This window comes from Bradyrhizobium sp. WCU1, assembly GCF_053474805.1.
In genome coordinates, this window is the sequence record NZ_CM130280.1 from 3785123 (window position 1) to 3802673 (window position 17551).

Here is a 17551-nt window from a genome sequence, read left to right on the forward strand (position 1 = left end):
TGCCAACCCCGGATTTCGCTTCGCTCCATCCGGGCTACGCAAGTCAACATCACAAGAATATTTGGAGGAAGACAATGAGCGCGAATTTCAGTGCGGCAGCAGATGCAATTCTCGATGGCGTCGTGACGTCAAATCCACGCGTCCCCGGCGTCGTTGCGATGGTGACCGACCGGCATCGCAACATCTACGAAGGCGCCGCGGGCAAACGCCGGCTCGACCAGCCGGCCGACATGACGACCGACAGCGTGTTCGCCATCTTCTCGACCACCAAGGCGATCACGGGCACCGCCGTTCTGCAACTCGTCGAGGAAGGCAAGCTCGATCTCGACGCGCCGGCCAAGACCTACGCACCCGACATCGGCAGGCTTCAGGTCATCGAGGGCTTTGACGACAAGGGCGAGCCACGCCTCCGTGCGCCGAAGCGCGACATCACCACCCGCATGCTGATGGTCCATAGTGCAGGCCTCAGCTACGATTTCATCAATCACACCTACAACCGCCTTGCGCAGGAGAAGGGGCAGCCGAGCGTCATCACGGCGTCCAAGGCCTCGCTGATGACACCTCTGCTGTTCGATCCCGGCGAGCGCTGGGAATACGGCACCAACATGGATTGGTGCGGCCAGATCGTCGAGGCGATCACCGGAAGGCGGCTCGGCGAGGTCTTCAAGACGCGGATCTTCGAACCGCTCGGCATTCGGGATACCACGTTCGAGCTCACCGATGCGATGCGCCGCAAGCTTGCCAGCATCCACGCCCGCAATGCCGACGGCTCGCTCACGCCGATGGATTTCGAGTTGCCGGCCAATCCGGAAATCCACATGGGCGGCCACGGGCTCTACGGCACGATCGGCGATTACATGCGCTTCATCCGGATGTGGCTGAATGACGGCGCCGGCGAGCATGGCCGCGTCCTCAAGGCCGAAACGGTGCGGATGGCCGAGAAGAACCATCTCGGCAACAACAAGGTCACTGCGATCACCGGCGTGATCACCTCGCTCGCCAACGACGCCGAATTCTTCCCCGGCCAGTCGAAATCCTGGGCGCTGAGCTTCATGATCAATGACGAGCAGGCGCCGACCGGCCGCCCCGCCGGCGCGCTCGGCTGGGCCGGTCTCGCCAATCTGTTCTACTGGATCGATCGCCAGAACGGTTTCGGCGGCTACTGGGCGACGCAGATCCTCCCCTTCGGTGATCCGACGTCGTTCATCGGCTACATGAACTTCGAAACGGCGTTCTACGAATCCCTCAGGCTGCGCAAGGCGGGTTAGGCCCTGATCCGCAAGAGCGCGATGACGATCAACCCAATCGCATCGCGCTTTTGTGCCGCCTGCCGCAGCCATCTCTGCCCGATCAACGGGACGGCTGCACCTTCGGAAACACCATCCGCATGCAGGCGCCGCCGGACGGCGCCTGATCGACTTCGATCCGGCCGCCATGCAGGCGCATGATGTTCTGCACCAGGTCGAGGCCGAGGCCGGCGCCGCGTCCGCCCGGATGCAGCCGGCGGAACGGCTCCAGGATCTGCTCGCGCTCGTCGGGCGGAATGCCGTCGCCATCGTCGCAGACCTCGATCAGGCCCGCCGCCGTGACCCGAACCAGGATCGTGCCGCGCCGCCGTCCGTGGTCGATGGCGTTCTGTACCAGATTGGTGAGCGCACGCTCGATCGAGGTCTGATCGCCGTTCATCACAGTGGTCTCGTCCTCGTGCTCGAACGACATCTCGTAGCCGGCCGCGAAGGCGAGCGGTGCGAGATCCAGCACGACCTGCCGCGCGACCGCGACGAGGTCGATGGCGGCGAACGTGTCGGCCTGCTGATCCAGCCGTTGCAAGTCCAGGAGCTGGCCGGCCATGACGCTGAGCCGGGTGGCGTCTTCGAGCAGATAGGTCTTCTCCGGTCCGGGTTCGAGTGAGGCGACCCGTGTCGAAAGAATCGCGATCGGTGTGCGCAGCTCGTGCGCGGCATCGGCGAGGAAGCGGCGGTGGCGTTCGTAACCCTTGTCGAGGCGGTCGAGCGCAGCATTGATCGCCTTGACGAGCGGGGTGATCTCGATCGGCACCTTGTCGAGCGGCAGCTGCACGCCGCGCTGGTCGATGTCGATGCGTTCGGCCTGCGCCGCGACTTGCGCCAGACCCGTCATGGCCCGGCGCACCACGAACGGGGTCGCGACCAGCGTCGCCAGCGTCATCAGCACGATGATCGGCAGTATCATGTTGAGGAACAGCAGCGGGGTGCTCTCCAGCGCGCGCCACATCGAGAGCTGGCCGTACGTGCCGGTCAGGATCTGGATCCGTCCCGCCGAGGTGTCGACCCATTTGACGAGACCCGCCGGGCGCGTGACTTCCGCCGCGTTCCATTTGAGCCGCGCCTCGCTCACATGATCGAGGCTCGATGCGATCGGCGCGAATTCCGCGGGCACCGTGCCTTCGGACAATTGGTGCCCCTCGCCGTCGCGGATGACGAACCAGAGGTCGGCGTGCTCCGCGCGCAGAGCGGCGAGCTCCGGCGTTGCGCGTAGCGCCAATCCGCCCGCTTCATCGCGGGTGACGGCGTCCCGCAACGTATCGAGCGTGCTGCCTTCGTACTCGCCGATCAAGAGCCCCGCCCGGAGCAACCCGATCGCGGCGGCTCCGATCAGCAGAATCAGCAGCGTCAACGTGACCGCCTGCAGGCCCGCGAGGCGCCCGACCAGTCGCCAGGTCAGGGATCGTGGTCGCAGCACGCTCACGGCGTTTCCCGCAGCACGTAGCCGAGGCCACGAACCCCGTTGATCGTGACGCCGGCGTCGGCCTCCGTGAGCCGGCGGCGCAAACGCGACACATGCGTGTCCAGCGCGTTGGGCTGCACGTCGTCGTCGAGGCCGTAGACCGCCTCCATCAGCGCGGAACGCTGCACCATGCGCCCCATCCGATGAAGCAGCGTCTCGAGCACCAGCCGTTCGCGACGCGGCATCTCCAGCGGGCACCCGTCGACACTGGCCTCGCGATGGGTGAAGTCGAACGACAGGCGGCCGATCCGCGCGGCGTGCTGCTGCACATTGGCGGGCCGGCGCAGCAGCGCGCGCAACCGTGCCAGCAGTTCCTCGAACGCGAACGGTTTGCCGAGATAATCGTCCGCGCCGCTGTCAAGGCCCGTGACCCGGTCCGCGAGCTCGCCGCGGGCGGTCAGCACCAGCACCGGCACGGTGTTGCCGCTGGCGCGCAGTTTCGGAATCAGCGACAGCCCGTCGCCGTCAGGCAATTGCCGGTCGAGCACGATCGCATCGTAGCTTCCTGCGGCGGCGATCGCCTCGGCTTCCGACAGATCAGGCGCGTGATCCACCAGCATGTCGTGACGCGCGAGTGCCGCACGCAGCGCTGCGACCATTTCCGGCTGGTCCTCCACCAACAGCACGCGCATTCGTCACCTTCATCCCTGTATCGGGTTCGTCATTGGTCTGCCGGCTTTATGTCCGATTCATTGCGGCAACCTTGCGGTTTGCTCCGCGCCAATGCGTCGCGGAGCGAAATTTCGCACGCGCGCCCGTTCGCGACAGGCTGCCGCAAGCTTCGCATGAGACAGAGGGCTCCATCGGAGCGGGTCGAATCGTCCCGTCACCGACCGACACGACGCTCAACCGGCGGGCGCTTCCTCCACACGATGGTGGCACCTGCAATGCGAAAGATACGTAAATGGCTTTAACGAATCCGCGGCGCGAGATGCGCAACGCGCCCATCGTGCGGGAGCTCCAGCATGTCGGCCGCTGACATCCTGCCGTTCTTCCGCGCCTGGGTGCGCAATCCGCTCGGTGTCGCCGCGGTGGCGCCGTCCGGGCCCGCCATCTCGTCCCTCATGGTGCAGGAGATCATGGCGGACGCCGGTCCGGTGATCGAGCTCGGTCCCGGCACCGGCGTCTTCACCCGCGCGCTGCTGAAGCGCGGCGTGAGGCAGCAGGATCTGACGCTGGTGGAGTACGGCTCCGAGTTCATCCCGCTGCTGCAGCGGCGCTTCCCGGGCGCCCGGGTGCTCTGGATGGACGCGGCCTGGCTGTGGAGGGAGAGGCTGTTCGAAGGGGCGCCGGTCGGCGCCGTCGTGAGCGGGCTCGGGCTTCTCATCATGCCGCCGGAGAAGGTCACGACGATCCTCGATGCCGCCTTCCGCTATCTCCGCGCCGACGGTGCGTTCTACCAGATCACTTATGGCCTGCGTTGTCCCGTGTCGGACGCGGTCCTGGATCGCCTCGATCTGCAGGCGAGCTGCATCGGGCAGACGTTCCGCAACCTGCCGCCGGCGTCCGTGTACCGGATCAGCCGCCGTCACCCTCACGCTTGAACGAGGCAGCATGGACACGTCGAGCACGATCGCGATGTTTCTGCACTTCGGCCTGGTCGGCGTCGGCTGCCTCGCCGTTGCCGAGAAGTTCATCCCGTTATTGCCGTCCTACGTGCTGCTGATGCTGCTCGGAATGACCATCCCCGACGGCGCGACACTCGCGATGACCATCCTGGCGACCAGCGCCGGATCGGTCATCGGCGCGATCGGCTGGTACGGCCTTGGGCGCGCGCTCGGCTCGCGGCGCATCGAAGCGCTGGTGGCGCGCTTCGGCAAATTCGTGCTGTTGCGGCCGTCGCTCTACCAGCAGCTCACCGATGCCTATCGCGGCAATCATTTCTGGGTGACGCTGATCGGCCAGACCCTGCCCACGGTGCGGATCTATCTGGCGCTGCCCGCCGGCGTGCTGCGGCTGGAGCCGCGCGCCTTCGTGATGGCGACCGCGATCGGCACCGTGATCTGGAACATGCCGTTCCTCAGCCTGGGCTATGCGCTGCGCGGCAGCGGCCATGATCCGGTCAGCCTCGGATTCTGGGTGGTGGTCGTCCTGATCGCCGTGGAAGTCGCGCTCTTCGTTGGATTCCGCTTCTACAAGCGCTCGCTCGCGCCGCGGCCTTTCGCGGAGCCGCTCGCGCTCCCCTCACGCTTGCCGATGGAGGAAGGTGCATGAGAGTCGTGTTGTCCCGCCTGCGGCCGAGTTCGCACACCCTCGAAAGCGCAGCCGCCGCGCTGCTGGTCCTGGCTGCGAGCTATCAGTTCGGTGTCGCAGCGTCCGGCGGGCGATATCGCACGGCCGAGTTCGCGCTGCTGGTTCTCGCGGCAGGCATCTATTGGCATCGCTCGATCTTCCGGCGATGCGCCAGCCGCGATATCACCAGGGTTCTCGCTGGATTGGCCGAGGCCATGGCGACGGCATTCCGGCGCGACGGCAGTGAGGCCGATCGAGATGTCCGGCTTCGGGGACACGGCGACCGTGCCGGCGCAGTGCGGCTCTCGTCGCGGCATGTCGTCAAGGTCAGAAGCCTGTTCATCTCCGACGTCCATCTCGGAACCAGGGGGTGCCAGGCCGAGCGGCTGATCGACTTTCTTCGGCACCATGATGCCGAAACCGTGTTCCTGGTCGGCGACATCGTCGATGGCTGGTGCCTGCGGTCGAGCTGGTACTGGCCCACGGCGCACAATGCCGTCGTGCGGGAGCTGATCGAGCTCGCGCAACGGGGCCGACGCCTGGTCTACATCCCCGGCAATCACGACGAATTTCTGCGCGACTATGCCGGCGCGGCGTTCGGCGGCGTCGAGGTCGTCGAACGCGCGATCCATCGTGGCCTCGACGGCCGCGACTATCTCGTCGTTCACGGTGATCATTTCGATCTCGTGGTGCGGCATGCGCGATGGCTCGCGCTGATCGGCGATGTCGGCTACCGGGCCGCGCTGGCCTCCAATGTCTGGCTCAACCGGATCAGGCGCCAGTTCGGGTTCGGCTATTGGTCGTTTTCGTCCTGGGCGAAATTGCGGGTCAAGAATGCGGTCAACCACATCGGCCGGTTCGAGGAGGTGCTGTCCTCCGAGGCCAGGCGCCGCAACGTTCAGGGCGTGATCTGCGGTCACATCCACCACGCGGCGATGCACGACGAATTCGGCGTGCGCTACATCAATACCGGGGACTGGGTGGAGTCCTGCACGGGCGTGGTCGAGCGCTATGACGGGCAGTTTGAAATCGTCCGATGGACGGATCCGCAGCCGGCGTCGAACGCGGCGGGCCTCGCGCCGCTCGTGGAGGCGGTCGCGTGATGCGCGTGCTGGTGGCGACCGACGCCTGGCGTCCGCAGATCAATGGTGTGGTCCGCTCGCTCGAGTATCTCGCCAGCGAAGCGCCGTCGCTCGGCGCCGATATCAGCTTTCTCACGCCGGCTGATTTCCGCACCGTGCCGCTGCCCGGCTATCGGGAGATCCGGCTCGCGCTGCCGTCGATCGGGCGGATCGAGCGTGCGATTGCCGCTGCTCGCCCGGACTCGGTGCATATCGCGACCGAAGGCCCGATCGGCTGGATCACCCGGCACGTCTGCCAGACGCGCGGCTATCCGTTCACGACCAGCTATCACACCCGGTTTCCGGAATATCTCGCGGCGCGGCTGCCGGTCCCGTTGCGGTGGAGCTACGCGGCGCTGCGCCGTTTCCACAATGGCGGCGACGGCATCATGGTCGGCTCGCCGTCGCTCGAGCAGGCGCTGAAGGCGCATGGCTTCCGCAAGCTGATGCCATGGTCGCGCGGCGTCGACGCCGAGCTGTTCTGTCCGCGCGTCGAGCGGCCGCTTGCCTTCGCGGCGCCGGTGTTCCTCTATGTCGGCCGCGTCGCGGTCGAGAAGAACCTCGATGCCTTTCTCGGTCTCGATTTGCCGGGTTCGAAAGTCGTGGTCGGGGATGGCCCGCTGCGCAGCAGCCTGCAGACCAGGTTTCCGCAGGTTCATTTCCTCGGCACGCGGACCGGGCGGGCGCTCGCCGATGTCTACGCGTCGGCCGACGTCATGGTGTTTCCAAGCCTGACCGATACGTTCGGGATGGTGCTGCTCGAGGCGCTGGCCTGCGGCGTGCCGGTCGCCGCGTTTCCGGTGATGGGGCCGCTCGACGTGATCGGCAAATCAGGCTGCGGGTGCCTCGATGATGACCTGCGCCGAGCGGCACTCGGCGCGCTGCGTGTACCGCGCGAGAAATGCCGCGCCCACGCTTTGACCTTTACCTGGCAGGAAAGCGTGCGGCAGTTCCTCGACAATATCGGCCGCGCGCACGCTTCGCCGGCGTGCGCGGCCGTCGCGGGAGCGATGGCCGGCTGACTAGAGCATGATCCGGAAAAGTGCGAAGCGGTTTTCCGAAAAGATTATGCTCAAACAAAGAGCTAAAGCGCGATGACGATTCGACCCAATCTCATCGTACTTTAGCTGCCGAGCAGCTCCGTGATCAGTCCTGCGGCCTTGATCCCGGTGCCGCTGATGATCACGACGGTGCGTTCCGTCGGCCGGATCGCGCCGCGCGCCTTCAGGACGTCGAGCGCGGCGGCCGCCGAGGCCGAGGTCGGCTCGACGAACAGGCCGGTCAACGCCAGTCGCTTCAATGCGGCGACGATGCCGTCTTCGGGGATCGCGACCGTGCCGCCGCCGCTCTCCTTCAGCGCAGCGATCATCTGCTTCAGCCGCAGCGGATGCCTGATCGCGGTGCCTTCGGCGATGGTCTTGCGGACTTCGCGATCGACCGGCGTGTCGACGCCGGCGGAAAAGCTCGCATCGACCGGCGAACAATTGAGCGGCTGCGCGGCGAACAGCCGCGGCAATCGCGTGATCTGCCCGGCTGCGAGCAGTTCCTTGAAGCCGATGTAGCAGCCGAGCAGGCTGCTGCCGGCGCCGACCGGCATGATGACGTTGTCGGGCGCGGTGAAGCCGAAGTCTTCCCAGATCTCATAGGCCAGCGACTTGGTGCCTTGCAGGAAGAACGGCTGCCAGTTGTGGCTGGAGTAGAAGATCTGCTTCGACTGCCGGATCGCTTCCGCTTCGGATTCCTCGCGCGGGCCTTCCACCAGCTGCACCTCGGCGCCGAAGGCGTGCATCTGCGCCACCTTCATCGGCGACGTCGTCGCCGGCGCCAGGATTTTCACCCGCATGCCGCCGGCCGCGCCATAGGCCGAGACCGACGCGCCGCCATTGCCGGAGCTGTCTTCAAGCACCGCATCGACACCGAGCTGGCGCAGCAACGACAGCATCACCGTGGTACCGCGATCCTTGAAGCTTGCGGTCGGATTGAACCAATCCAGCTTGAAATGCGGCCGCAGATCGCCCCACGCCTTCTCGACGGCGGGCGTGCAGCCTTCGCCCATCGTGATCGGTTGCCTGATCTCGACCGGCAGCGCGGCGCGGTAGCGCCACAGCGACCGCGTCCCGCGCTCGACCTCGTCGCGGGAGATGCCCGGCAGCGGTGTGACGAGCAAAGGCTTGCCTTCGTCGGAGCACCAGCGCGGGATATCCAGCGGGTAGAGCTTTCCGTTCAGCGGGTCGACGTAGCTGGGTGAAGGCATCTCGATTCAGTCCTCAAGGGGCGGGCCGGACAGGTCTCGTCCAAGCACGAAAGCCGGCAGGGTCGCAAGGTTGTCACGAACCATGATCGGGGCGGGCGCCCCTTCCGGAAGGTTCATTGCGGCTCGATTATGCCACCAAGTCGGCAAGTGCACACGTGCCGTTCCGAACAGATCATAGGCCGATCCCGCGACGAACAGGCATCGATTTGCGGGGACCGGCAATTCGTCGAGCGCGAGCTGGTAGGGTTGCGGCTGCGGCTTGTAGTAGCCCGCGCGCTCCGCCGTCACGAACACCGTGAGCGGGATACCGAGGCGATCGGCGGCGATGTGGCCGAGCCGCTCCGAGCAGTTGGTCACGACGCCGAGCGCGACACCGGCCTCGTGCAGCGTTCGCAGGACATCGCGAGCCTCGGGCCAGGGATCGAGCTCCGCATAGCGTGCGCCAAGCTCTTCGGCCCGTTCGAACGGCAGCCCGACATTGTGTGCCGCTTCACCGACCAGATCCTCATAGGGGCGATAACGGCCGGTGGCATAGGTGTTCTTGAGATACTCGGCGCGCCAGCGCAGCCCGGCCTCGTCGGAGCCCGCGACCTTGTTCCAAAGCGTCCAGCTGTCGAGCAGCGCGGTCAAGAGGTCGAACAACACGGCGTCATAGGCTCGTTTCATGGGCTGCGCTCCGTCTGCTACCATCCGCGAAACCGCTCCCATTGCCTGACGGTGTCGGCGCCCGCAGCGACGACATGATAACGGTCGTGCTGGGCTCCGGTGGCGCAGGCATGGTTGGGCAGGATCCGCACCTTCGCGCCGACCGGCAGCGCAACCTGCGGCGCGGTGCTGCCGGGACGGAGCGCGATGATGCCGTGCTCCTGATTGGTCTCGGTCACGATGAGGTCGGGATAGGGCCGGCCATCGACGTCGCAGACGATGCCGTAGCCCTGGTCGACCGGCTGCTTCGCGGTGCCGCGATCGCGCGACAGCGCCATCCAACCCGCGTCGACGAAGGTCCAGCCGCGGTCGGCGCGATGGCCGATCACCGTCGCGAGCACCGACAATGCGATGTCGTCGACCGCGCAGACCCCGATCCCGGCCATCACCAGGTCGAACATCACGAACACGCCGGCGCGCACCTCGGTGACGCCCTCGAGCCGGCGCGCGAAATGGGCCGTCGGCGTCGAGCCGACGCTGACCACGGGGCAGGGCAGTCCGGCCGCGCGCAACGCTTCGGCGCAGCCTACCGCGGCGGCGCGCTCCTGCCCGGCGGCCTGCTCGAGCGCCGCCACGCTGCGGCAGGAATAGGATTCCCCCGCATGCGCCATGACGCCGCGCAACTCAGCGCCGCCCTGATGCAGCGCGCGGCCGATCTCGACCAGCAGCGGGTCGTTCGTGCCCAGACCGGCGCGATGGCCGTCGCAATCGATCTCGATCAGCGCCGGAATGCGGTCGCCCGTCATGCGCGCCATCGCGGTGACGGCGGCCGCCTGCTCCACGCTGTCGAGCACCACGGAGAGGTCCACGCCCCGCCGCCGCAGCGCGGCGACGCGATCGAGCTTCTGCGGCGCGATGCCGACGGCATAGAGGATGTCTGTGACGCCATCAGCGGCAAAGGCCTCGGCCTCCTGCAAGGTCGAGACCGCGGCCGGGCCGCCCGGGCCGTCCATCACGGCGCGCGCCGCCGGAATTGATTTCGCGGTCTTCAGATGCGGACGCAGCGGCACTCCGAGCCGCGCCAGCCGCGTCTTCAGGCGGGCGATGTTGCGCAGCATCCGGTCTTCGTCGAGGACCAGGCAGGGCGTGTCGATCCCGGCGAGCGGATGCGGTGCGTTCGAGGCAGGGGCTGATGACATCCGGCGAGACTAGCCGTTTCAATGCTAAGTACAATTTACCGAATGTCATTGTTATATTAAGTCTGGACTTAATGATATCGACCGACGACATCCGCTTCTTCATGGCCATCGCTGCGGCCCGGTCGCTCGCGGCCGCGGCGCGAGCGCTCGACGTGACGCCGTCGGCGGTCTCGCAGCGGCTACAGAGCCTCGAACAGCGTTTGGGCGTTCAACTGGTCAGCCGTTCGGCCCGGCGGCTGACGCTGACCGATGAGGGCGAGCTGCTGGTGCTGCGCGGCGGCACGCTGCTTGACGACGCGACGGAGCTGACCGAAGCACTGCAGGCGCGTCGCGGCACCATCGCCGGCCATCTGAAGGTGCTTGCGCCGCTCGGCTTCGGACGGCGCCATATCGCCCCGGTCGTTGCCGCCTTCCGATCACGTCATCCCGAGGTGTCGGTCGAGCTCGAACTGTCCGATCGGCCGGGCCGTGCCGCGGTGCGTGCGTGGGATGTGATGATCCACATCGGTGCGCTGAAGGACTCCACGCTGCGCTTGCTGCGCCTCGCGCCGAACGAACGGTATCTGTGTGCTTCACCGGCTTATCTGAAACGGCGGGGAACGCCGGCGCGCCCGCAGGATTTGCGCTCGCATCAGTGCATCGCGCTGCGCGAGAACGAGGAGGACGTGACGCTGTGGCGGTTCTCCCGCAAGCGCGCGGCGTCGGAGCCTGATGTGGTCAGGATCGAGCCGATGCTGTCGAGCAATGACGGCGAGGTCGTGAAGACTTGGGCGCTGGCGCATCACGGCCTGATCGTGAGGTCGGAGTGGGATGTCGCCGAGGATCTCGCCGCCGGCCGGTTGATCCGTGTCTTGCCGAACCATCGCCTGCCGTCGGCCGACATCGTCGCGTTGCTCAATCCCGGGCGCGGCGGCCGCGCCCGACGCACGCAGGCTTTCGTCGAGCAGCTGCACGCCGCGCTTGCGCCGCCGCCATGGCGCAGCGGGCCGCGCTAAAGCATGATCCGGAAAAGTGCGAAGCGGTTTTCCGAAAAGATCATGCTCAAACAATGAACCAAAGCGCGATGACGATTCAGCCCAATCTCATCGCGCTTTAGCTGCGCTCACGCTGCGCCGGCCTGCTTGCTCAAGTAGCTCCTCGCAAAATCGAGATACCAGTCGAGGCATCCAGGATTGGCCATCGCATCGCGGTTGATGACCTTCTCGACGGGGTGGCCGAGCAACAGCTTCTTGACCGGAAGCTCCTGCTTCTTGCCGGACAGCGTGCGCGGAATCTCCGCCACCACGAAGATGTCGTTGGGCAGGAAGCGGCGCGACAATCCGGCTTCGACTGCCTGGTTGATCCTGGCCTTCATCGCGGCATCGAAGACAACGCCCTCGCGCAGCACCACGAACAGCGGCATGTAGCTGTCGCGGCCGAGATATTCGAGGTCGACCACCATCGAATCCAGCACCTCGGGCAGCGCCTCGATCGCCGAATAGAGTTCGCTGGTGCCCATCCGCAGGCCATGGCGGTTGATGGTGGCGTCGCTGCGGCCATAGATCACGCAGGAGCCGTCGGGTTCGATCTTGAGCCAGTCGCCATGCCGCCACACCGGGCCGCGGCCTGAGCCGTCGAAATTGTCGGGGTAGGTCTCGAAATAGCTCGACAGATAGCGCGCATTGCCGGGGTCATTCCAGAAACGCAGCGGCATCGAGGGCAGCGGCTCGGTGCAGACGAGCTCACCGACCTCGCCGATCACGGCGCGGCCTTGTTCGTCGAAGGCTTCCACCGCGCAGCCGAGCAGGCGGCATTGCATGATGCCCGGCGTCTGCGGCAGTTCGCGATTGCCGCCGATGAACGCGCCGGCGAAATCGGTGCCGCCGGAAATATTGGCCCACCACATGTCGGCTTGCGCTGTGTTGCCGTTCGTCTTCGACAGCGCGGCGAAGCGCTCGTTGAACCAGGCCTGCGTGTCGGCTGAGAGCGGCGAGCCGGTCGAGCCGAGCGTGCGCAGGCCGGAGAGGTCGCCGACGGCGGCAAGGTCGATCTCGGCCTTGGTGCAATTGGCGAAGAACGCCGCGCCGGCGCCGAAGAAGGTTGCCTTGGCATCGGCAACGAAGCGCCACAGCGTGGTCCAGTCGGGTTTGTCCTTGGTGCCGCCGGGGCTGCCGTCGAAGATGCAGCAGGTGGTGCCGTTGAGCAGGCCGTTGGCCTGGCAGTTCCACATGATCCAGCCGGTCGAGGAGTACCAGTGGAAGCGTTCGCCGAACGAGTTCGGCTGATAGCTGCAGCCGACGTCGTTGTGCAGCGTCGAGAGCGGCAGCGCCACCACGATGATGCCGCCATGGCTGTGCAGGATCGGCTTCGGCAATCCGGTCGTGCCCGAGGAATAGACGATCCATAGCGGATGATCGAACGGCAGCCATTCCGGCTCGAAGGCGTCGATCGTCGGGCCCTGGCCCGCGAGGATGGTGGATAGTCGTGTCTCCGACGGTGCCGCGTCGCTGTGCAGGATGACATGTTCGACTGTCGGCAACGCGCGTCGCAAATCCTCGATCACATTTTGCCGGTCATGGCGCCGGCCGGCATAGGTTACGGCGTCGCAGGCGATCAGCACTTTCGGCTCGATCTGCTTGAAGCGGTCGATCACCGCTGGTGCCGCCATGTCGGGGGCGCAGACGCTCCAGATCGCACCGATACTGGCGGTCGCAAGAAACGCGATGATGGTCTCGGGGATATTCGGCAAGTACGCCGCGACCCGATCGCCGGCGCGCACGCCCCTGGCCTTCAGATGCAGCGCAAGCGCCGCCGATTTGCGTTGCAGTTCGGGCCAACTGGTCTCCGAAAGCCTGCCGTCTTCGCCGCTCGCAATCAGGGCCGGCAGGCCGGCCGCATGCGCCGGCCCGACATGACGGAAGACCTGGCGTGCATAATTCACCGAAGCGCCGGGAAACCACAATGCGCCGGGCATCTTGCGGTCGGCAAGCACGGCGGAATGCGGCGTCGGCGAGCGCAGGTCGAAATAATCCCAGACGCTCTGCCAGAACGCGTCGATGTCGGTGACCGACCAGCGCCGCATCGCCTCGAAATCCGCAAACGCAAGGCCGCGGGTCTCCTTCAGCCAATCGCGGTAAAGGGCCATTTGCGGGACGTAAGGTGCGGTCATGGGCGGTTTCCGAAGTTTCTTGTGTCGTGGCAGACGCGAGTGAGGCGTGCCGGCGTGTCTTAACATAGGGACGCGAGCACGGGGAACGCAGTCGCGCCATGGCTTGCGTCATATTCATACCGCTGCTGCAACGTGCTATTCCGCAAGCGCGCGGGCTGATTCCATGCGCATGCGGTGGAGCGAGCGGCGATGTCCGTCGGCGAACTTTTCATCCTCGGCTTCTACGGCAGGGTCATCCCGGCCTGGCTGAAGGACTTTGCCGCGCAATTCGGGCTCGGCGGCGTGATCCTGTTCGACTACTCGTGCCAGACCCGCCAATACGACAACAACATCGCTTCGCCCGAGCAGGTGCAGTCGCTCTGCGCCGAGATCGCAGCGCTGCCGTCGCAGCCGCTGGTCTTCATCGACCAGGAGGGTGGGCGGGTGCGCCGGCTCAAGGACAGCCTGGGCTTCCAGCCGCTGCCGAGCGCCAAGGATTTCAATCGGCTTGCGATGGCGGACAGGCAGGCGATCCTGGCTGCCAGCTATGGCGAGCTGCGCCGGCTCGGCATCCGCTACAATTTCGCGCCGGTCATCGACGTCGACTACAATTCCGACAATCCCAATATCGGCAGGATCAAGCGATCCTATTCGTCCGATCTCGGCGAGGTCGAGGCCAATGGCCGCCTGGTCGACGCCGCGGCGCGGCAAGCCCGCGTGGGTCTCTGCCTGAAGCATTATCCGGGGATCGGCGGCGCGCACGTCGATTCGCATCTGGAATTCATGGACATTTCCGACGCGCTGCGGCCGGAACAGGAAGAGCTGTTCTACGCGTTGGCCCCGGATACTTTCGGCGACTCGGTGCTGGTCAGCCATGCCATTGTGCGCCAATGGGACGCGCAGCATCCGATGACATTGTCACCGGCCGGGATCGGCCGGCTTCGCCGCCGCTTGCCCGAGACGCTGTTGATCACCGACGACATGCAGATGCAGGGGCTGCAGAAGGCGCTCGGCACCAGCGCGGCCAGCCTGCGGGCGATCGCCGCCGGCATGGACATGATCTGCATCGGCAACAATTTGTTCGACCAGGAGCAGGCGATGGCGGGCATCGCCGCGGCGGTCGCGGGTGCAGTGCAGGACGGATCGCTGGATCAGACCGCGGTGCGGCAATCGATAGCGCGCGTCCAACAGCGCAAGGCGCTGCTCGCCTGAAAGCATTGAACCAAAATTTGCGCCGGGCGACCACAAGGGACGGAACCAATTTTCGTTACCGCGATTTAACACAGACGCTCATCGGGGCTAACAACCATGAAGATGCTCAAGCGTCTCTTCCGATTGACCTGGCTACGCCGCATCGCACGCAGTTCAGCCGATTTTCCGCCTGCCTCCATCGATCCCGACGAATTCGCCCGTCTGCTGTGCAGCGGGCGCAGCCAGGATTTGAAAATCCTGGCGAAACGGCTGAGCCAGCGTACGCGCGCCCACGCTTGACGATCACCCGGCAGGGCGATGACGTCGGGCGCGATTGCGCTGCCGCCGATCTACTGCGTCGACATGGCGACCCGGGCGACGCATGTGCTGGCCTCGTCGTCCCCGTGGCTCGAGGGTTGCTGCGCGACAGGGCCACCGGGAGATGCCTCCCAAGCCGCGATGGCGGCGTCGATCGCCTTTTGTCCTGACATCCCCTTCTCGATGGCGATGATCGCGCGTCGCTGGTCGGCGTAAATCACCGGGATATCGAACCACGATCGCTCCTTCAGCAGCAGCGTGTTGGCGTTACGCTGGGCATCGACGTTCGACAGCGCCACCAGAAAGATGTTGTCGACCACCTTGGCCGCGAGCGCCTGCAGCGGCGTGCCGCGCGCCTGTTCGCCAGACTTCATCAGCATGCCCGGGAGGTGAATGATTGCGCGCCCACTGAAGCCGGGCGAGGGGACAAAAGTCAGCCGGAACAGGTAATTCGCCGGCAAGGTCGGGTCGGAGTTGCGACCGAGCGAGATGCATAAACGGAATTTGCCGGGAAATTCGGCGATCGCGCGCACGGTGACGTCGCCGGCTTGCGTGTCTGATTTGGCTGGATCGACCCGCCAGACCGCCGAACCGACGAGCCTTTGGCCGGTTGGATCGGTGCTGGATTCCTCGTAAAGCGCAGCGCGTTCGCTCACGCCGTCGTCGGTCGCATGCACTGGTCTGCCAGCGAGCACACACCACGCGATCAACGCGGCGAGCAAATAGCGATACCAATGGGGCGGCAAGTCTCTTGCGGACCCATGCCGCATCACTTTGCCCTATCGTGCTTGTCGGCCCCGACCGCCTTGTAGTCGTAGGTCGGATAGAACTCGGTGCGATAGGCGCCCCAGGCACTGTTCTCGATCACGCGGTTGACTTCGCGCAGCCGCGACGGCGGCAGTCGCAGGGTCACGACCTGGCCGATGCCCATCATCACGTACCAGCTGACCACCTCGACACCTTCCGGCGGAAACGCCTTGTAGAAGCCCTGCCGCTCGAGCTGCGCATTGAGTTCGGCGAGCGGGCGTGACTGATCATGCTTGAAGAAGATGCTGACCATGATCGCGTTGTCTTGTGGCGGCGCTGCGTCGCCGGTCCGCGTGGTCTGGGCCTGTGCAGCGGCGCCGAACAGCAGCGCCGCGGCCAGCGTCGCGATCGTCATCCGGGATCCAATCGGCCCGCTCCGCCCTCGCTTCATTGTCGCGCCCGTTTGTTGTTGGTCGAGAGGCTGTGATCATCGCGGCGCCGGACCGAGCTGTAAATTGACATTCGCCTGACCCGACGCCCACGCACGCGCCGCCCCTTGGGCCGATGTGATCCGCCTCATACGAACGCGTCCCGGCGTGCGGTAAGCCGATGCGATCCCGATGCCCGGAGGGGAGATCAATGTCGACCCGGCGAATGGCGTATTGGTGGTTCAGGTTCGTTATTTCGGGGCGGTTCCTGCAGAAATTCCTGCGGCTCCGCCGCTCCTGACGTCCGGGGGACGGCGCGGAGCCTGGCTCGTGCAGCCCGAAACGCGGGACGCGGATGCGCCCGCGGAGCCCTTAACTTCCCACCAGCAGGGATATGGAGGCACAGGCGGCCTGCCGTCCCGTAAGAATACTGTCATTCGACTCAAATATGCGACATTCATTGCCAAATCAGCGGTAATCTGCGCCTGCTTGGCAGGTCGGGGCCCGAGGTCACAGTTGCGTCACCCGTAGTTTTACGGAGTCCCGTGTTAACGCGGCCACAAGTTCACCTTCGGTAAACCATACTTATGACGCAACATGACAATCGAGCCGAGGCGCGCCTTCCGGCATGGCCGGGTGGAACCGCGACGCTCGAGACGCAGCCGCTTGAGCTTCAGGGGGCCGCACCGCCACGATCGCAGGCGACCGGGGAGGCCAGCGCGGCGATCGTCCGGCAGTTCAATGGCCCGGTGACGGCGCTGCTGCTCTATATGAACGAGCTCAAACAGCACAGTCAGCAGTTCGCGCAGGCGCCCGGCAACGGGGTCTATCTGCGCCAGGTGATCGAGAACGCGCTCGAGCAGACCGAGCGGGTGTCTGCGATGCTGAAGCAGATTTCGGATCTCTATCCGAATGCCGTTCCGGCCGGCGACGTTAGATCGCCGGGTGATGACAAGCCGGCAGCTGCCCGATCACCCGATGTCATGTTCGCACCGGAGGCCGGCCGCAAGCCGTTGACCAAGCGCGAGCGTGAGGTGCTCAGCCTGATCAGCGACGGCTATTCCAACAAGCAGGGCGCGCTACGGATGAACATCAGCCCGCGCACGTTCGAGAGCCATCGTGCCGAGGCCATGCGTAAGCTCGGTGCGCGCAACACCGCAGATCTGGTCCGCAAGGCGCTATTGCATTCCGCCTGAGCGGAGACCCGGTTCTCAGACATCGTCTTCCGTGGCAAAGCGCAGCCGCGGCGCGCGCCGCGCGGCGCGGGCGGCCGTCTTCGGCTCGTCCGGAACGATCGTGACCACCCATGCTGCCGTCGCGCCGGCGTTGCTTTCGACGATCGCGCGCACCCGTCCGGTGACCGTCGCACCGGCGGACCTGATCGTAGCAGGCCGGCCGTTGAACTGGGCCATACGGAAGCGCCGGGCTTCCTTCCGGTCGGTCGTCTCGTACGTGAACATCGGCTCCCCCGTGCGTCCACGCGACTTTGCGGAAGCAGCGTTATCCGACGGTGAAAATCCCAC

At 65.8% G+C, this 17551-nt stretch carries 18 protein-coding genes; 9 read left to right on the forward strand and 9 right to left on the reverse strand.

Features of this window, described 5'->3' with window-relative positions; all coding sequences use genetic code 11:
- Nucleotides 1-74 precede the first annotated feature (74 nt).
- Complete coding sequence (locus ACTUWL_RS17635) at nucleotides 75-1268, forward strand: serine hydrolase domain-containing protein (protein WP_021080950.1); 1194 nt, start codon at nucleotides 75-77, stop codon at nucleotides 1266-1268.
- Between the two features lie 82 nt (nucleotides 1269-1350).
- Here ACTUWL_RS17635 and ACTUWL_RS17640 read toward each other — a convergent pair whose 3' ends face one another.
- Both ACTUWL_RS17640 and ACTUWL_RS17645 read right to left on the reverse strand, forming a co-directional pair.
- Complete coding sequence (locus tag ACTUWL_RS17640) at nucleotides 1351-2718, reverse strand: sensor histidine kinase (protein WP_035652647.1); 1368 nt, start codon at nucleotides 2716-2718, stop codon at nucleotides 1351-1353.
- A gap of 5 nt (nucleotides 2719-2723) precedes the next feature.
- Nucleotides 2724-3398, reverse strand: coding sequence for a response regulator transcription factor (locus ACTUWL_RS17645; RefSeq protein WP_021080952.1), 675 nt, complete (start codon nucleotides 3396-3398; stop codon nucleotides 2724-2726).
- Between the two features lie 333 nt (nucleotides 3399-3731).
- Here ACTUWL_RS17645 and ACTUWL_RS17650 point away from each other — a divergent pair, with 333 nt between their 5' ends.
- The 4 genes from ACTUWL_RS17650 to ACTUWL_RS17665 are packed head-to-tail and all read left to right on the forward strand — an operon-like array spanning nucleotide 3732 to nucleotide 7141.
- Nucleotides 3732-4310: a class I SAM-dependent methyltransferase gene (locus tag ACTUWL_RS17650; RefSeq protein ID WP_021080953.1), complete on the forward strand. Its 579-nt coding sequence runs from the start codon at nucleotides 3732-3734 to the stop codon at nucleotides 4308-4310.
- A 10-nt stretch (nucleotides 4311-4320) separates the two neighbouring features.
- The gene (locus ACTUWL_RS17655; protein WP_021080954.1) at nucleotides 4321-4980 is read left to right on the forward strand and encodes a DedA family protein; all 660 of its coding nucleotides are present in this window, start codon (nucleotides 4321-4323) and stop codon (nucleotides 4978-4980) included.
- On the forward strand, nucleotides 4977-6101 hold the full coding sequence (locus tag ACTUWL_RS17660; protein ID WP_021080955.1) for a UDP-2,3-diacylglucosamine diphosphatase: 1125 nt from the start codon (nucleotides 4977-4979) through the stop codon (nucleotides 6099-6101). Before ACTUWL_RS17655 ends, ACTUWL_RS17660 begins: the two co-directional genes overlap by 4 nt.
- Nucleotides 6101-7141, forward strand: coding sequence for a glycosyltransferase family 4 protein (locus ACTUWL_RS17665; RefSeq protein ID WP_021080956.1), 1041 nt, complete (start codon nucleotides 6101-6103; stop codon nucleotides 7139-7141). Before ACTUWL_RS17660 ends, ACTUWL_RS17665 begins: the two co-directional genes overlap by 1 nt.
- Before the next feature lie 101 nt (nucleotides 7142-7242).
- On the opposite strand, the gene ACTUWL_RS17670 is transcribed toward ACTUWL_RS17665, so the two are convergent.
- Genes ACTUWL_RS17670 through ACTUWL_RS17680 form a run of 3 tightly spaced genes read right to left on the reverse strand, consistent with a single transcriptional unit; the run spans nucleotide 7243 to nucleotide 10217 of the window.
- Nucleotides 7243-8373 (reverse strand): threonine synthase, encoded by a 1131-nt coding sequence (locus ACTUWL_RS17670; RefSeq protein ID WP_021080957.1) that lies wholly within the window; start codon nucleotides 8371-8373, stop codon nucleotides 7243-7245.
- A 6-nt stretch (nucleotides 8374-8379) separates the two neighbouring features.
- Nucleotides 8380-9039 carry an HAD-IA family hydrolase gene (locus ACTUWL_RS17675; protein WP_106940522.1) on the reverse strand — a complete coding sequence of 220 codons (660 nt, stop codon included), beginning with the start codon at nucleotides 9037-9039 and terminating at the stop codon, nucleotides 8380-8382.
- Nucleotides 9040-9056: 17 nt separating this feature from the next.
- Nucleotides 9057-10217 (reverse strand): DSD1 family PLP-dependent enzyme, encoded by a 1161-nt coding sequence (locus tag ACTUWL_RS17680; RefSeq protein ID WP_035652610.1) that lies wholly within the window; start codon nucleotides 10215-10217, stop codon nucleotides 9057-9059.
- A 71-nt stretch (nucleotides 10218-10288) separates the two neighbouring features.
- Between ACTUWL_RS17680 and ACTUWL_RS17685 the strand changes: the two genes are divergently transcribed.
- Nucleotides 10289-11212, forward strand: coding sequence for a LysR substrate-binding domain-containing protein (locus ACTUWL_RS17685; RefSeq protein WP_035652613.1), 924 nt, complete (start codon nucleotides 10289-10291; stop codon nucleotides 11210-11212).
- 107 nt (nucleotides 11213-11319) lie between these two features.
- On the opposite strand, the gene ACTUWL_RS17690 is transcribed toward ACTUWL_RS17685, so the two are convergent.
- Entirely contained in the window at nucleotides 11320-13365 is a 2046-nt protein-coding gene (locus ACTUWL_RS17690; protein ID WP_021080961.1) for an acetoacetate--CoA ligase, read from the reverse strand.
- Nucleotides 13366-13554: 189 nt separating this feature from the next.
- Here ACTUWL_RS17690 and ACTUWL_RS17695 point away from each other — a divergent pair, with 189 nt between their 5' ends.
- Both ACTUWL_RS17695 and ACTUWL_RS17700 read left to right on the forward strand, forming a co-directional pair.
- Nucleotides 13555-14556, forward strand: coding sequence for a glycoside hydrolase family 3 N-terminal domain-containing protein (locus ACTUWL_RS17695; protein ID WP_021080962.1), 1002 nt, complete (start codon nucleotides 13555-13557; stop codon nucleotides 14554-14556).
- A 96-nt stretch (nucleotides 14557-14652) separates the two neighbouring features.
- Nucleotides 14653-14835, forward strand: a complete 183-nt coding sequence (locus ACTUWL_RS17700) for a hypothetical protein (RefSeq protein WP_035652616.1) — start codon at nucleotides 14653-14655, stop codon at nucleotides 14833-14835.
- A gap of 50 nt (nucleotides 14836-14885) precedes the next feature.
- On the opposite strand, the gene ACTUWL_RS17705 is transcribed toward ACTUWL_RS17700, so the two are convergent.
- Both ACTUWL_RS17705 and ACTUWL_RS17710 read right to left on the reverse strand, forming a co-directional pair.
- Nucleotides 14886-15575 carry a hypothetical protein gene (locus ACTUWL_RS17705; protein WP_146160402.1) on the reverse strand — a complete coding sequence of 230 codons (690 nt, stop codon included), beginning with the start codon at nucleotides 15573-15575 and terminating at the stop codon, nucleotides 14886-14888.
- A 47-nt stretch (nucleotides 15576-15622) separates the two neighbouring features.
- Nucleotides 15623-16051, reverse strand: coding sequence for a hypothetical protein (locus ACTUWL_RS17710; protein ID WP_035652622.1), 429 nt, complete (start codon nucleotides 16049-16051; stop codon nucleotides 15623-15625).
- Between the two features lie 564 nt (nucleotides 16052-16615).
- On the opposite strand from ACTUWL_RS17710, the gene ACTUWL_RS17715 reads away from it, so the two are divergent.
- Nucleotides 16616-17224 (forward strand): helix-turn-helix domain-containing protein, encoded by a 609-nt coding sequence (locus ACTUWL_RS17715; RefSeq protein ID WP_021080965.1) that lies wholly within the window; start codon nucleotides 16616-16618, stop codon nucleotides 17222-17224.
- 15 nt (nucleotides 17225-17239) lie between these two features.
- On the opposite strand, the gene ACTUWL_RS17720 is transcribed toward ACTUWL_RS17715, so the two are convergent.
- Entirely contained in the window at nucleotides 17240-17488 is a 249-nt protein-coding gene (locus tag ACTUWL_RS17720) for a hypothetical protein (protein ID WP_021080966.1), read from the reverse strand.
- Nucleotides 17489-17551 lie beyond the last annotated feature (63 nt).